The sequence below is a fragment of the Arthrobacter sp. 10N418 genome (genome assembly GCF_056394725.1).
This window is the reverse complement of record NZ_JBFTIK010000002.1, coordinates 181224-195228: the sequence shown is the minus strand read 5'-3', so window position 1 is coordinate 195228 and position 14005 is coordinate 181224. Positions and strand designations below refer to the sequence as shown.

15 protein-coding genes are annotated in these 14005 nt (G+C 66.7%); 12 read left to right on the top strand and 3 right to left on the bottom strand.

The window, feature by feature from the left end:
• The first annotated feature begins 44 nt into the window (after positions 1-44).
• The 10 genes from AC1DCZ_RS02290 to AC1DCZ_RS02245 all read left to right on the top strand — a co-directional run bounded on the left by AC1DCZ_RS02290 (position 45) and on the right by AC1DCZ_RS02245 (position 6458).
• Positions 45-593: an RNA polymerase sigma factor gene (locus AC1DCZ_RS02290; protein ID WP_476973228.1), complete on the top strand. Its 549-nt coding sequence runs from the start codon at positions 45-47 to the stop codon at positions 591-593.
• On the top strand, positions 590-1336 hold the full coding sequence (locus tag AC1DCZ_RS02285; RefSeq protein ID WP_476973227.1) for a hypothetical protein: 747 nt from the start codon (positions 590-592) through the stop codon (positions 1334-1336). The genes AC1DCZ_RS02290 and AC1DCZ_RS02285 overlap by 4 nt, the downstream gene beginning before the upstream one ends.
• A gap of 145 nt (positions 1337-1481) precedes the next feature.
• Positions 1482-1907 (top strand): CoA-binding protein, encoded by a 426-nt coding sequence (locus tag AC1DCZ_RS02280; protein ID WP_476973226.1) that lies wholly within the window; start codon positions 1482-1484, stop codon positions 1905-1907.
• An 85-nt stretch (positions 1908-1992) separates the two neighbouring features.
• Positions 1993-2889, top strand: coding sequence for a polysaccharide deacetylase family protein (locus AC1DCZ_RS02275; RefSeq protein ID WP_476973225.1), 897 nt, complete (start codon positions 1993-1995; stop codon positions 2887-2889).
• Positions 2890-2977: 88 nt separating this feature from the next.
• A complete protein-coding gene (locus AC1DCZ_RS02270) occupies positions 2978-3400 on the top strand; it encodes an MmcQ/YjbR family DNA-binding protein (RefSeq protein ID WP_476973224.1) in 423 nt (140 codons plus the stop codon).
• Entirely contained in the window at positions 3397-3945 is a 549-nt protein-coding gene (locus AC1DCZ_RS02265) for a DUF1990 family protein (protein ID WP_476973223.1), read from the top strand. Before AC1DCZ_RS02270 ends, AC1DCZ_RS02265 begins: the two co-directional genes overlap by 4 nt.
• 13 nt (positions 3946-3958) lie before the next feature.
• Positions 3959-4561 carry a hypothetical protein gene (locus tag AC1DCZ_RS02260; RefSeq protein WP_476973222.1) on the top strand — a complete coding sequence of 201 codons (603 nt, stop codon included), beginning with the start codon at positions 3959-3961 and terminating at the stop codon, positions 4559-4561.
• Positions 4562-4659: 98 nt separating this feature from the next.
• Positions 4660-4977 (top strand): putative quinol monooxygenase, encoded by a 318-nt coding sequence (locus AC1DCZ_RS02255; protein ID WP_476973312.1) that lies wholly within the window; start codon positions 4660-4662, stop codon positions 4975-4977.
• Positions 4978-5105: 128 nt separating this feature from the next.
• Entirely contained in the window at positions 5106-5399 is a 294-nt protein-coding gene (locus AC1DCZ_RS02250) for a DUF503 domain-containing protein (RefSeq protein WP_476894390.1), read from the top strand.
• Positions 5400-5789: 390 nt separating this feature from the next.
• Complete coding sequence (locus AC1DCZ_RS02245) at positions 5790-6458, top strand: hypothetical protein (protein WP_476973221.1); 669 nt, start codon at positions 5790-5792, stop codon at positions 6456-6458.
• Between the two features lie 124 nt (positions 6459-6582).
• Here AC1DCZ_RS02245 and purL read toward each other — a convergent pair whose 3' ends face one another.
• The 3 genes from purL to purS are packed head-to-tail and all read right to left on the bottom strand — an operon-like array spanning position 6583 to position 9933.
• Positions 6583-8925, bottom strand: a complete 2343-nt coding sequence (gene purL, locus AC1DCZ_RS02240; RefSeq protein WP_476973220.1) for a phosphoribosylformylglycinamidine synthase subunit PurL — start codon at positions 8923-8925, stop codon at positions 6583-6585.
• Complete coding sequence (gene purQ / locus AC1DCZ_RS02235) at positions 8922-9680, bottom strand: phosphoribosylformylglycinamidine synthase subunit PurQ (protein WP_476973219.1); 759 nt, start codon at positions 9678-9680, stop codon at positions 8922-8924. Before purQ ends, purL begins: the two co-directional genes overlap by 4 nt.
• Position 9681: 1 nt before the next feature.
• Positions 9682-9933 carry a phosphoribosylformylglycinamidine synthase subunit PurS gene (purS, locus tag AC1DCZ_RS02230; protein ID WP_476973218.1) on the bottom strand — a complete coding sequence of 84 codons (252 nt, stop codon included), beginning with the start codon at positions 9931-9933 and terminating at the stop codon, positions 9682-9684.
• A gap of 332 nt (positions 9934-10265) precedes the next feature.
• Here purS and AC1DCZ_RS02225 point away from each other — a divergent pair, with 332 nt between their 5' ends.
• Both AC1DCZ_RS02225 and AC1DCZ_RS02220 read left to right on the top strand, forming a co-directional pair.
• Positions 10266-10451 (top strand): hypothetical protein, encoded by a 186-nt coding sequence (locus AC1DCZ_RS02225; protein ID WP_476894386.1) that lies wholly within the window; start codon positions 10266-10268, stop codon positions 10449-10451.
• A 111-nt stretch (positions 10452-10562) separates the two neighbouring features.
• Positions 10563-13943 carry a S8 family serine peptidase gene (locus AC1DCZ_RS02220; RefSeq protein ID WP_476973217.1) on the top strand — a complete coding sequence of 1127 codons (3381 nt, stop codon included), beginning with the start codon at positions 10563-10565 and terminating at the stop codon, positions 13941-13943.
• The last annotated feature ends 62 nt before the right edge of the window (positions 13944-14005 follow it).

Below are 14005 nucleotides of genomic sequence, written 5' to 3'. Positions count from 1 at the left end.
GAATTGCCGAGGCCGCACCCCAGCAGTAACGGAAGGACAGCCTCTTGGCAGAACAGCTAAGCGATGACGAATTGTCAGCCGCCTTGGCTGGCGACCCGTCAGGCTTCAGCGCTGTCTACACGGTTATTTCGCCCGCGGTGCTCGGCTATTTCCGGGCACGCGGTGCGGAAGATCCCGAGGCGCTGACACAGGACGTCTTCGTCGACGTCCTGCCAAAGCTGGCCAACATCACCGGCGGCCACGCGGGACTGCGGACCTTCATTTTCTCCGTCGCCCACGCGCGGTTGGTCGACTACAGGAGGCGGGCGGAACGCACGCCATACCTGGCCGAATACGATCCCCTGGACGACGCGCGGTATTCCGCTTCCGCCGAGGACGAGGCGCTCGGCTCCCTGGGCGGCATCTCCGGCACCCTCTCCCAGCTCAACGAGGACCAGCGGGAGGTCGTGGTCCTGCGCATCGTTGCGGACCTTTCCATCGAACAGGTGGCCGGCATCATGGACAAGACACCCGGCGCCATCAAACAGCTTCAGCGACGCGGGCTCAGCGCCTTGCGCGAACTCGTCACCGAAAAGGACCACGCAGCATCATGACCGGCACACGCGACACCCAGCAGGATGGCAGCATCCAGGCGATGCTCCGCGATTCCGGCCTCGAAGCTGCCACCGAGCTCCGCACCTCCCTGGAACAGCTCCGCGCGCTGGTCCCGGAGCAGGCTTCGGCGCCCCGGGACGATCTCGCTGCACTCCTCGCGGCAGGAACAACCGGTTCGCCGGCAACCGGGACGGCGCCGCTGGATCGTGCATCGTCCGTCGACGCCGCACTCCCGGCCGGCGTCGTGAGCCTCGCGGACCGCCGGAAGAGCCGGAACCGCCGCCTGGCCGTGGTCGGCGGCGCCGTTATTGGCGCGATGAGTCTTGGGGCAGGCGCCGTGGCCGCCTCTAGCGAGGACTTCCGCCACAACCTCAGCCTGAGCGTCGGCGCCATCTTCCAGCCCACGGCGCACAAGCCCCTGGCCCCGCAGCCTGCCGGGTCGTCGCCGGCTTCCGTTCCTGCTGGTCCGGTGCCACCCTCGAGCCCAGCCACTGCCGGCACGCCGAGCGGTATGCCCTCTCCCGCAGCGCGGATTCCCGGAGCACCGGCCACCTCCGCGCCGCCGGCAGCTACCCCACCCGCCGTCGGCCGCGGCGGGATCCTGCCGACACCGGCAACGCCCGGGCTGCACGCAGAACCGGAACTGCCCGGCTCCGACGCCGGCCGGCTGCCCCATGTCCCCACTCCGGTCAAGCCCACCTTCCCGGGCGCCGTTCCCACCAAAGTCCCCGGCCAGCCTTAATCCGTCGGACTATCATCCGGGTCATTCCGGGCGTCATCCTGAGCGTCGAAAACGACCCTGCGTGATAGCGCAACGGGCAGGCGGCGGGCGTGGCCGGCGGCGTGCCCCCGCGGCAGGCCGCGTCCGCGGCAAGTAGGCTGTGCTCATGGCCCACGTCAACGATCCTGCCGTCCTCGAACGGCTTATGCGCACCAAGGGACGGTGGGCCGTCGTCGGCCTCACCACCAACGAATGGCGCGCCGCCTACGACACGTCGCTGTTCATCCGCGACCGTCTGGGCATGGAGATCATCCCGGTGAACCTGCCGGGCAACTCCGTCCACGGCGAAACGGGATATAAGAGCCTGGTCGACATCCCGGACAGCAAGCGGCCCATCGACGTCGTGGACTGCTTCGTCAATTCCCAGAGGGTGGGCGCCGTCGTGGACCAGGCGATTGCTGTCGGGGCCAAGGCCGTCTGGATGCAGCTGGGAGTCATTGACGAAGCGGCAGCCGAACGGGCCAAGGCCGCCGGCTTGGACGTAATCATGAATGCCTGTCCGGCGCAGGATGCCCGTCGTTTCGGTCTGTAGCCGCCGTCCCGGACGCCACATCCACAACGTGCATGTTGGTCTGCTAGTCTTCTGCTGAATCTTTCCCCGGACGCCAGGATCAGCCATGTGTGAGCACTACCCGACGGTGCCTACGGCTTCCCTCCCGATTGCCCTCACCGGGCTTCCGGGCAGGAGGGCCGCGTTGGGCTTGTTGGGGGCCTCGCTGATGGCGGCGTTGGGGGCCTGCGCGTCTCCGGAGAATCCGACGCCGGGCCCCGTCCCGGCCCCGGGTCCGGCCCGCGGGTCCGGACTGCCCCCGTCCATCCTGACGGTCGGCGGGCGGAACGCCGAGGTCCCCGGCGCTCTGCGTCCGGAGGGGGCCAAACACCTTCGGCGGAGCTTCATCCCCGATTTCGTCTTGCCCCCCGTGCAGAGCGGGATGGCACCGGTGCTCAGCAGGATCCCGACGAAGCACCCCGTCGTGTTCCTCACGATCGACGACGGCATGACGAAGTCTCCGGAGATGGTGCGGCTGCTGACCGAGTATGACTACCCGGCGACGATCTTCCTCACGCGGAACTTCGTGAAGGATAACCCCGGCTTCTTCAAACAATTCGAAGCCCAGGGAAGCCTGGTGGAAAACCATACGATCAGCCACAATGTGAACATGTCCCGCCAGCTCGGCTACCAGCAGCAACTGGCCGAAATTGCGGGCATGCAGGACTACGCCCAGCAGCAGTTCGGGCGCCGGCCCACGCTCTTCCGGCCACCTGGCGGGGACTACTCCAATGCCATGCGCCAGGCGGTGGCAGCGGCCGGTCTTAAGGCGGTCGTGACGTGGGAGGCGAAGGCCAACGCGGGGCGCATGGACTACCAGTACGGGAATGCGTTGCGTCCCGGGGACATCGTGCTGATGCATTTCCGGCCGGAGTTCGCCGCCGACCTCGCGGCGTTCCGGGCGGCGCAGCTCGCCGCCGGACTCGAAGTCGTGCTGTTGGAGAACTTCCTCGGCGTCGCTTAAGCGCGGGCTGCAGCTCCGGCCTCGTAATCCAAGGCCGGCGGCGCAGATCCGCCCGCAAAATGTCGGCAGCGGGAAGTAGGCTCGAACCATGGACGTAGCTGCACTCCGGGACATCTGCCTTGGCTTTCCCGGCGCTTACGAGGACTTTCCTTTCGGCCCGGAGACCTCCGTGTTCAAGGTCCGGGCCGCGGTCTCCGGAGGAGCCCGGCATGAAGCCAAGATGTTCGCCCTGTCAGCGACGGGCGCGGCCGACTTATCCGTCAGCCTGAAGTGCGAGCCCGCGCTGGCCGAACAGTTACGCGCCGCCCATGCGGAGATCACGGGGGCCTGGCACCTGAACAAGACCCACTGGAACGGGGTGCGCCTGGACGGCGCCCTGCCGGATTCGATGATCCGGGACATGGTGGAAGACTCCTACGACCTCGTCGTTGCCACCCTGAGCCGGCGCCAACAGGAACAACTTGGCTGGGCCAGGCTCACCCGGGGCGCCGAGGGGAAGGCGCCGCCGTGAGGAGCCCGCGGATTGCGGCCGGCGAGCTCAACTATGCGGGGATCGGCGCCACGGAGCACGGTCCGCTGCCGGCCGATGTCGAGTGTCTCGTCTCGCAGGCCTACCTGGGACACGGCGTACCGGCGTACCGGCGAGCCGTCCAGGGCATGCTGACATGGCAGCTCCAACGGAAGGCGGGGCTGCGCGTGCGGGCGGAGTCCGACGTCGTGGTCCCCGGCACGCGCGTGGTGAGCGGCTTCGGCCTCGGGCCGGTCCGGATAGACGCACCCTGCGAAGTGGTGTGGGTGCGGCGCCCGGTATCGGGGGACGGACCCCAGTCCGCCGGGTTCGGCTACGGCACGCTCCCGGGACATCCGGTCCGCGGGGAGGAGGCATTCGAGATCTCCATCGATGAGCAGGGCATGGTGACGATCGAAATCACGGCTTTCGGAGCCCCGTCGAACTGGTTCTACGCCGCCGGCGGCGCCCTGACCCGGCGGGCCCGTGCGCGCGTCACTTCCCGCTACATTAGGAGTGCACAAGAACTGGCCGCAGGAGTGAGCTGAGCAGGAGCAGGCAATGCTTGACCAACAAATCCTTGACCGACTGTGGGACTTCGACAACCCGGAACTTTCCGAAACCCGGTTCCGTGACGCGATCGCCGACGGGACGTTCGACGCCGACGAACGGGCGGAGCTCGCCACGCAGCTGGGCCGGGCCATCGGACTGCAGGGCCGCTTCGAGGAGGCCGATGCCCTGCTTGACGCGATCGACGGCGACGAACCCACCGTGGCCGTCCGGGTGCTCCTGGAACGCGGGCGGGTGCTGAACTCCAGCGGTCATGCCCAAATGGCGGTGCCGTTGTTTGAGCAGGGCGCAGAACTCGCCGATCACCTGGGCGAGGATTTCCTGGCGGTGGACGCACTCCATATGCTGGCCATCGCGGACACCGCGCATGCGGAGACCTGGACCCGGAGTGCCCTGGAGTACGCCTCGACCGTGCACGATCCCCGGACCAAGCGGTGGATGGTGGCCCTGCACAACAACCTGGGCTGGACGCTCCACGAGGCCGGCCGCTGCACCGAGGCGATGGTGGAGTTCCAGCTCGCCGAGCAGTGGGCCGAACGCGTGGGGACACCGCGGCAGCAGGAACTGGCGCGGGAAGCGATCAAGGCCTGCTGACTTAGGCCGGTTGCGGCGGCCGGAATGGGCCGGATGTGACCCGGTGTCGCTGTCTTGCAACAATGGAAAGCCGACTTACCCAAGCGAAAGGCCGTGCCGTGATCTTCATCGTCGTCAAATTCAAGGTCAAGCCCGACTGGTCTGAGCGCTGGCTCGGCCTCGTAGAGGACTTCACCCAGGCCACCCGCAAGGAACCCGGAAACCTGTGGTTCGACTGGTCCCGCAGTGTGGAGGACCCCAACGAGTTCGTCCTGGTCGAGGCCTTCAAGGACGACGCCGCCGGAGACCACGTCAACAGCGCCCACTTCAAGCAGGCCATGGCGGACATGCCGCAGGCGCTGCTCGAAACTCCCCGGATCATCAGCCGCCAGTTCGACGGCGAGGGTTGGGACCGGATGGGAGAACTCACCATCTAGTCCCCGCCGATTGCTCCGCGCCGGCCCTTATGGGGTCCCAAAACGGCCGGGGGCCCACGCCGGCAGGGTTACCTGGCCGAGCTTGCGAAGCGAGGGGGCCGGTGGGGAGCAATCGATACGCTTAATCCATGTGGATCGGCTGGATTGAACTCGATGTCCTCCTCGGCGACGTGCACAGCCTCAAGGAGAAGCGGTCCGTGGTGCGGCCGGTGCTGGCCGAAATCAAGCGCCGCTTCGACGTCTCCGTGACCGAGGCGGAGTACCACGACCAGTACCGGCGCACCGTCATCGGCGCCGGGCTCGTCGCGGCGGACCGGGCCCATCTCGTGGACGTGCTCGCCGCCGTCGAGCGCTTTGTGGCTGCGCGGCCGGAACTCGAGCTGCTCAGCGCCCGCCAGCGCGAACTACGCAGCGACGACTAACCCCGTCGATTGCTCCGTAAACGCCCTTTTGAGGCGTCATAACGGCACCTACGGAGCAGTCGATGGGCGGTGTGGATAACTTCTGCGGCGTCGACGCAGTTCTGGTCTCATAAGGCCATGAAAACTGCGCGCCCGCTGCCCGACGATTTCCAGAGACGCCCCTTCACCGTTGTCGAGGCGGCACGGGCCGGGGTGTCCGCCAAACGCCTACGCCACCATTCCCTGGTAGCGCTAGGCCGGGGGATTCGTGGCCTTGGCACGACTCCGGGTCTTCCCCTCCGCGTGAGGGTGCGGCCTTTCATTGAGGTCAATGTGCGATGCGCCGCGTCGCACCTCACCGCGGCGGAGCTTGGTTCGCTTCCGGCGCGTCAGCCAAAGGAGGGACCGGAGATGTACCACGTGATCAGGCCCGAGGGCGCAGCCCATCTCAACCGGCCACATGTCATCGTCCACCGAATGAAGCTCTACGACGACGAAATCACGCTGCTGGACGGGATACCGATCACCACTCCCGAACGAACCTGGCTGGATTTGGCCGAAATGCTGACCGTAGACGAACTCGTCGTCGCCGGCGATAGCTGCGTCCGGGTGCCTCGGCCCGATTTAGAGGGCCGGTGTATGCCGCTCTGCAGCCTTCAAGATCTGCAGCGGATGATCGACCGCCACAAGGGAAAGCGCGGACTCCGCAAGGCGAAGGAAGCCATCACGCTCATTCGGGTGGGCTCGGATTCGCCGCAGGAATCCCTGTTGAGGCTTGCCATGGGCCGGGCCGGGCTTCCGGAACCGGAGCTGAACGTGCCGATCATCGACGATGCAGGAACCCGGCACCACGAACCCGACCTGTCCTACCCGCAATACAGGATCGGCATCGAGTACGAGGGCGAACAGCACGGTGATGAGGGTCAGATTGTCCGGGACATCGCCCGCTCCGAGCGGTACGCGGCCCTCGGCTGGACCGAGGTCCGGATCTCCAAGCGGCACATGAACCCCGACGCGAAAGCCGCGGTGGCCAAGGTCCGGACCGCGCTCGTCCAGTCCGGCTGGCGGCCCGGCCGTTAACGAACGGTTGCTCCGCAACTGCCGTTTTGAGGGTTCAAAAGGGCAGTTGCGGAGCAACCGATGGGTGGGCCCACGCCGTCAGGGTTCCCTGGCCGAGCTTGCGAGGCTAGGGTGACGGCGGGGATTAGCCGAAGTACTTCGGAAGCGTCGCCTCATGGGCTTCGCGGAGGGCGTCGAGGTTCATGGTCTCGACTCCGTTGATCTCCAGCGTTCCGCCCTCGGCGTCCACGACGCCGATCCGGATGTGCGCAAAGCCACGGGCGGTGCACATGTCCTTAAAGCGGATCTCCTCGGAGCGGGGCACGGCCACGACGGCGCGGCCCTGGGATTCGGAGAACAGCGCCGTGAACAGGTCCACGCCGTCCCGGTCCAGGACATCCTGCAGCGCGATCCGGGCACCGACGCCATAGCGCAGCGAGGACTCCACGAGGGCTGCCGCGAGGCCGCCCTCGGAGAGGTCGTGCGCGGAGTCCACCATGCCGTCGCGGGACGCGTTGATCAGGATTTCACCCAGCGCGCGTTCGGCCGCGAGATCGACCTTGGGCGGCAGGCCGCCGAGGTGTCCGCGCATGTTCGACCATTCGGACCCGTCCAGCTCTGCCGCCGTCGTGCCCAGCAGGTAGATGGCCTGGCCGTCTTCCTTCCAGCCCGACGGTGTCCGGCGGGCGACGTCGTCGAACTTGCCCAGGACGGCGACCACGGGGGACGGATGGATCGGAACGCTTCCGGTCTGGTTGTACAGCGAGACGTTGCCGCCGGTGACCGGGATGCCGAGCACCATGCATGCGTCGGAGAGGCCGCGGATGGCCTCGGCGAGCTGCCACATGACGTCCGGGTCCTCCGGGGAGCCGAAGTTCAGGCAGTCGCTGACGGCCATCGGCACGGCGCCGGAGGTGGCGACGTTGCGGAAGGCCTCGGCGAGGGCCAGCTGTGCGCCGTGGTACGGGTCCAGGTACGTGTAGCGGCCGTTGGCGTCCGTGGCCAGGGCCACGCCCAGGCCGGTTTCTTCGTCCACCCGGACCACGCCGGCATCGTCCGGGAACGCCATGGCGGTGTTGCCGCCCACGTAGCGGTCATACTGCTGGGTGATCCAGGACTTGCTGCACATGTTCGGCGAGGCAACGAGCTCGGTAATCGCGGCGGCCAGGTCCGCGGGAGCGGAGGGACGGCCGGCGTCCTGCACGGACCCGGTGAAGGAGTCGGCCTGGACGGCGTCCTGCCATTCGGGGCGGGCGTACGGACGGTCGTACACCGGGCCGTCGTGGGCGACGGTGCGCGGGTCGACGTCGACGATGACCTCGCCTTCCCACGTGATGATGAGGCGGCCGGTATCGGTCACCTCGCCCAGCCAGGAGTACTCCACAGCCCACTTGTCCATGACCGCTTCAAACGCGGCCATGTTCCCGGGGGTGACCACGGCCATCATGCGTTCCTGCGACTCGGACATCAGGATTTCGCCCGGGGTCAGAGTGGGGTCGCGCAGCAGGACGGAGGTCAGTTCGACTTCCATGCCGCCGTCGCCGTTGGAGGCGAGCTCGGATGTGGCGCAGGAAATGCCAGCGGCGCCGAGGTCCTGGATACCCTCAACCAGTGAACCCTTGAACAGCTCCAGGCAGCACTCGATCAGGACCTTCTCGGCGAACGGATCGCCGACCTGGACGGCGGGGCGCTTGGACGGCTTGGTTTCGTCGAACGACTCCGAGGCCAGCACCGAGGCGCCGCCGATCCCGTCGCCGCCGGTGCGGGCGCCGAACAGCACCACCTTGTTGCCCTTGCCGGAGGCGTTGGCGAGTCGGATGTCCTCGTGGCGCATGACACCGACGGCGAGGGCGTTGACCAGCGGGTTGCCCTGGTACACGGAGTCGAAGACCATTTCGCCGCCGATGTTGGGCAGGCCCAGCGAGTTGCCGTAGCCGCCGATGCCGGCCACGGCGCCGTGCATGACGCGGGCCGTGTCCGGGTGGTCGATGGCGCCGAACCGCAGCGGATCCATCACGGCCACCGGGCGCGCGCCCATGGAGATAATGTCGCGGACAATGCCGCCGATGCCCGTTGCGGCACCCTGGTAGGGCTCCACGAACGACGGCGAGTTGTGCGACTCGATCTTGAACGTCACGGCCCAGCCGTCGCCCAGGTTGGTGACGCCGGCGTTTTCGCCGATGCCCACGAGCATGTCCTTCTTCATCTCCCCGGTCACCTTGTCGCCGAACTGGCGCAGGTGGTTCTTCGAGGACTTGTAGGAGCAGTGTTCGCTCCACATCACGGAGTACATGGCGAGCTCGGCGCCGGTCGGGCGGCGGCCCAGGACCTTGACGACCTCATCGAACTCGTTCTGCTTCAGGCCCAGTTCGGCCCAGGGGAGTTCGGTGTCCGGGGTCTTGGCCGCGTTCTCAACGGTGTCGATGTTGAACTTCCTGGCGGTCTCGCCGGCGCTTCCGGTGATCGGGCCAGTCGAGGTCTCCGTCATTTGCTTACTCCCACGATCTTGTTCAGGACAGAGGTGAAGAACCCGAGGCCCTCGGTGCCGGTGCCGTTCTCCGGGCCGAAGCCTGCCTCCACGGCGTGCTCCGGGTGCGGCATGAGTCCCACCACGTTTCCTGCGGCGTTGGAGATGCCGGCGATGTCGCGGCGGGAACCGTTCGGGTTCCAGCCGACGTAGCGGAACACGACGCGGCCCTCCGCCTCGAGGGCGTCCAGGGTCTTTTCGTCGGCGATGTACTGGCCGTCCTGGTTCTTCAGCGGAATGGTGATTTCCTGGCCGGCAGTGTAGTCGCCGGTCCACGCCGTGGTGTTGTTTTCCACACGCAGGACCTGCTCGCGGCACATGAACAACAGGTGGTCGTTCTTGATCATCGAGCCGGGCAGCAGATGCGACTCGGTGAGGATCTGGAAACCGTTGCAGATGCCGAGGACCGGGAGTTTGGCGTCCGAGTTGGCGGCGTCGATGACCTTGGCCATCAGCGGCGCGAACCGTGAAATGGCGCCCGCGCGGAGGTAGTCGCCGTAGGAGAATCCGCCGGGAATCACGACGGCGTCGACGTCGCCGAGCGTGGTGTCGGCGTGCCAGAGCGCCACAGGAGTGCCGCCGGCCAGCCGGACCGCACGGGCGGCGTCGCGGTCATCCAGGGTGCCGGGGAAGGTGACGATGCCGATCTTCGCGCCCGCGAGCTGGGGGTGGGCGGCGACGGCGACAGCCTCGCCGATCAGGGGAAGTTCAGTCATGTCAGGCCTCAACGACCTCGACGTTGACGACATCCTCGATGACGGGGTTGGACAGCAGGGTCTCCGCCGCGTTCCGGGCCTGGGCCAGGATCTCCTCGGTCACCTCGCCCTCAACCGTGAGTTCAAAGCGCTTGCCCTGTCGGACAGAGCTGAAGGCGGTGAAGCCCAGCCGGGGGAGTGCACCCACGATGGCCTTCCCCTGCGGGTCGAGAATCTCGGGCTTGGGCATGACGTCGACAACGATCCGGGGCATCCGGCAACTCCTGTGCGTGAGCGTTGGTAGGGGCGCAGCGGAGTGGTGCCGTCTCACGCCGATCCGCTGTGTGGTGAGGACTGCTTGGTGATACAGCGTGAAAGGGCGCTCCGCGAGCTTGCACGCCCATTCTACCGGCCGCGCTGCGTCCGGCCGCATTCGGCCCGCAAGTGTGAACCCGACCGTGCCAGGGTCCGGGAACCAAATCCGCGGCAACGGCCATTGGCGGCCTGTCCCCGCAGTCTCGGACCGGCCGCTGAACTGCGCAAACGCCGCCCGGGGAAGCCGCGGCTGCTATGGCTCCGGCGCGCCGGCGTCAGTAGGATGTGCGCATGGCTGAGAACCCGAAATCCGTGCTGTTGCCCGTCATCGCCGCCGCCGTGTTCGCGGGCCTTGGCCGGATGGTCCTGCAGAAGATCAAGGCGGACCGCGCGGCCAGGGCAAGCAATGTGGTTGGTCCCCTGGATGAGAAAACCCGGGCCTGGATCAGCGACGTTGTCAGGACCCCGAGGCAGTAGGGCCACCCTAACGGCACGAGCCGGACCGCAGTGCGCGGTTCGGCGGCTCCCTGCTGCCCCAGTCGCGTCCTGTCGAATTGTCTGTCAAATTTAAACTGGCCCTTGTGTTCTATGTCATATTCAGCTCTCAGTCTGTACTGTATGAATCGGCTGGTATCCGTCGGGGCCGCACGAGGTGTTTTCCGGGCCGCCCCGCCAGCCGCCGGGGCCGGTATTGCCGCTGGCACCGTTCCTTTACGAAAGGTTCAATCACTCGTGACATCACCAGGAAAGAGCTTCCTTCGAAGCGGGGGACTCCGGAGGGCCGCGGCACTGACCCTGGGCTTGCCGGTTCTTCTGGCGACCATTGCAATCGCACCCGCCAATGCGGCCCCCGCGCAGGGGTCCTCTGTTGCCGGAGTGGCGCAGAAGAACGTGGATCCGAACAACTACAAGGACGGCCGTTACATCGTCGTCCTGGCCGAAAAGCCCGCAGCCACCTATGACGGCGGGACGGCCGGCCTGCCGGCCACCAAGCCGGTGGCAGGCAAGAAGCTCGATGACAACAAAACTGAAGTCAAACAGTACGAGGCGCACCTCGAAAAGAAGCAGGCCGAGGTCGCAGCGCAGCAGAACGTCGCTATTAAGCGCCAGTTCACCGCGGCCGTCAACGGTTTCAGCGCCACCCTGACGTCAGACCAGGCCATCAAACTGGCGAAGAACCCCGGCGTCCTGGTGGTCGCCCCTGACACGGAAAACGCGCCGGACTACTCCAGCACCGACTTCCTGAAGCTCAGCGGATCCAACGGCACCTGGAACACCAACTTCGGCGGCCAGGATGCCGCCGGGAAGGGCGTCGTTGTCGGTGTTATCGACACCGGCTACACCCCGTCCAGCCCCTTCTTTGCAGGCGAGCAGGTCAAGCCGCTGGTGGGAGACCCCGTCGTCGGCGTGCCCTACCGCAACGACGACGGCAAGATTGCGATGCTCAAATCCGACGGCGACACCTTCATCGGTGACTGCCAGACGGGCCAGGACTTCGACGGGTCCGCCTGCAACTCCAAGGTCCTCGCCGCGCACTACTTCGCCGATGACTTCCTGAACTACGTACAGCCGGCGCACCGGTCGCCGCTGGAACGGATCTCCCCGGTCGACGTCGCGAGCCACGGAACGCACACGGCGAGCACCGCCGCCGGCAACGCCAACGTCGAGTCCTTCGTGGACGGCCGCAGCTTCGGCCTGACCAGCGGCATCGCCCCGGCCGCCAAACTCTCCGTCTACAAGGTCTGCTGGGAGGACGACGACGCCAACACGGGCGGCTGCTACAGCTCCTCGTCCGTCGCCGCCATCGACCAGGCCATCAAGGACGGCGTCGACGTACTGAACTACTCGATCTCCGGTGCCACCACGACCACCACGGATCCGGTCTCCATGGCATTCCTTTCTGCCGCCTCCGCCGGCATCTTCGTCGCAGTCTCAGCCGGCAACTCCGGCCCGACGGCGAGCACCGTCAACCACGGCGCACCGTGGCTCACCACCGTGGCCGCCAGCAGTTTCTCCCAGGAACTGCAGGGAACCGTTGAGTTTTCGGACGGCAGCAAGTACCGCGGTGCGAGCATCATGAACCGCCAGGTCGCCAACGCCGGCGTCGTATTGGCCGCCAACGCTGCCGCTACTGCCGGAGACGCCAACGCGGCCCTCTGCGGCCCGGGTACCCTGGACCCGGCAAAGGTCGCCGGCAAGGTCGTCGTCTGTGACCGTGGCGTCTTTGACCGCGTCGCCAAGAGCGCCGAGGTGCTTCGAGGCGGCGGTGTCGGGATGATCCTGGTGAACCTGAGCAACTCCTCGCTGGACACGGACAAGCACGCAGTCCCGACTGTCCACGTCAATCCGCCGGCAACCGAGGCCATCAAGGCAAAAGTCGCCGCCAACCCGGCCATCACGGTCTCCCTTGTTAACAAGGACACCACCGGGTTGCCGCTCGAAGCGCAGCCGCAGATCGCAGGTTTCTCATCCCGCGGCCCGCTCCTCGCCACCGGCTCGGATCTGCTGAAGCCCGATGTTGCGGCTCCCGGCGTGGCCGTCCTGGCTGGCGTCTCGCCGATCGGAACGGGCGGGGACAACTTCGGCTTCATGTCCGGTACCTCCATGGCATCCCCGCATGTGGCCGGCTTCGGCGCACTGATCCTCGGCAAGAACCCCACGTGGTCGCCCGCCGTCGTGAAGTCCGCCATGATGACCACCGCAGGCGACATCAAGCTCGCCGACGGCAGCAAGGACCCGGATGTCTTCGCTACCGGCGCGGGCGAAGTGGACCCGGCCCGGGTGCTGGATCCCGGTCTGGTCTACGACGCCACCGCCGATGATTACCTGGCTTTCATCCAGGGCACCGGCGTTGACCTGGGGATCCCCGGGATCGGCACCACGAAGCCGCGCGATATGAATCTTCCGTCCTTTGCGCTGGGCAACCTCACCGGCAAGATCGAGGTCACCCGCACGCTGACGGCGCTGACCCCGGGGACTTACCGGGTAAAGACCGACCTGCCGGGCGTCAAGGTCACTGTGACGCCGACCATCCTGAACTTCAGCGCGCCGGGCGAAAAGAAGACGTTCAAGGTTTCCTTCGAGAACCAGAATGCGGCCCTGGGCAAGTTCGCCATGGGTTCCCTGACCTGGCAGGGTGCCAATAAGAACGTCGCGTCCCCGATCGCGGTCCGCCCGCAGGCGGTTGTTGCGGCGCCGGATGTTGCCTTCACGTCCCAAGGGGGCACCGGCTCCGGTGACATCAAGGTCGTCTCCGGCACCAACCTGCCCGTCAACATGAGCCTGGACGGTCTTTCCAAGGCGGATTCGACCGCCATCGAACTGACTCCCGGCGGAGCGCAGCTCGGGGCCACCAATGCCTCGAACTTCGCTAAGACTGTCGACGTGCCGGCCGGCAGCCCGCTGGCCAAGTTCTCGGCCTTCTCCGCGGACCCGAATGCCGACTTCGACATGTTTGTGGTCAACCCCTCCAACCAGCTGATCCAGGTCGCGACCTCGTCGGCGAGCGAGTCGCTTTCGATCCCCAACCCGGCTCCGGGAACCTACCGGATTTTCGTGAACCTGTTCGCGAGCCCCAACAGCCAGGCCACCAAGGCGAGCGTGGATGCGGCTATTCTCGGCGCCAACGTGGGCAATGCGACGCTGATGCCGAACCCGCTGCGGCTGGGCAACGGCAAATCCGGCACGGTCACCCTGAAATGGACGGGCCTGGCCGCCGGTTCCTACATCGGCCGGGTGACGTTTGCCGGCGCCAGTGATCCTACGTTTGTCAGCGTGCTGGTGACACCGTCCGGTGCCGTCGTGGTCCCGCCGACATCGGAGGACCAGGACAGCAACGACGGCCCCGGTGAGAACGCCGACAACGGCCAGGGCCACAAGGACAAGAAAGACAAGGGCGCCAAGGTGAAGAAGGAGAAGGGCAAGATCCAGAACGGGGATCTTAACGAGGCTCCGGACAACGCCGTCTAGGGCGAACTCCGCAACCTGGCAACGGTAGCGGCCGGCGGTTCGAACCGCCGGCCGCTGGTGTT

Excerpts from the sequence above, each read along its gene's own strand:
- purQ (WP_476973219.1), bottom strand. The coding sequence starts at position 9,680 with ATGACTGAACTTCCCCTGATCGGCGAGGCTGTCGCCGTCGCCGCCCAC.
- AC1DCZ_RS02285 (WP_476973227.1), top strand. The coding sequence starts at position 590 with ATGACCGGCACACGCGACACCCAGCAGGATGGCAGCATCCAGGCGATG.
- AC1DCZ_RS02280 (WP_476973226.1), top strand. The coding sequence starts at position 1,482 with ATGGCCCACGTCAACGATCCTGCCGTCCTCGAACGGCTTATGCGCACC.
- AC1DCZ_RS02250 (WP_476894390.1), top strand. The coding sequence starts at position 5,106 with ATGTGGATCGGCTGGATTGAACTCGATGTCCTCCTCGGCGACGTGCAC.
- AC1DCZ_RS02245 (WP_476973221.1), top strand. The coding sequence starts at position 5,790 with ATGTACCACGTGATCAGGCCCGAGGGCGCAGCCCATCTCAACCGGCCA.
- AC1DCZ_RS02275 (WP_476973225.1), top strand. The coding sequence starts at position 1,993 with ATGTGTGAGCACTACCCGACGGTGCCTACGGCTTCCCTCCCGATTGCC.
- AC1DCZ_RS02225 (WP_476894386.1), top strand. The coding sequence starts at position 10,266 with ATGGCTGAGAACCCGAAATCCGTGCTGTTGCCCGTCATCGCCGCCGCC.
- AC1DCZ_RS02270 (WP_476973224.1), top strand. The coding sequence starts at position 2,978 with ATGGACGTAGCTGCACTCCGGGACATCTGCCTTGGCTTTCCCGGCGCT.
- AC1DCZ_RS02220 (WP_476973217.1), top strand. The coding sequence starts at position 10,563 with ATGTCATATTCAGCTCTCAGTCTGTACTGTATGAATCGGCTGGTATCC.
- AC1DCZ_RS02260 (WP_476973222.1), top strand. The coding sequence starts at position 3,959 with ATGCTTGACCAACAAATCCTTGACCGACTGTGGGACTTCGACAACCCG.
- purS (WP_476973218.1), bottom strand. The coding sequence starts at position 9,933 with ATGCCCCGGATCGTTGTCGACGTCATGCCCAAGCCCGAGATTCTCGAC.
- purL (WP_476973220.1), bottom strand. The coding sequence starts at position 8,925 with ATGACGGAGACCTCGACTGGCCCGATCACCGGAAGCGCCGGCGAGACC.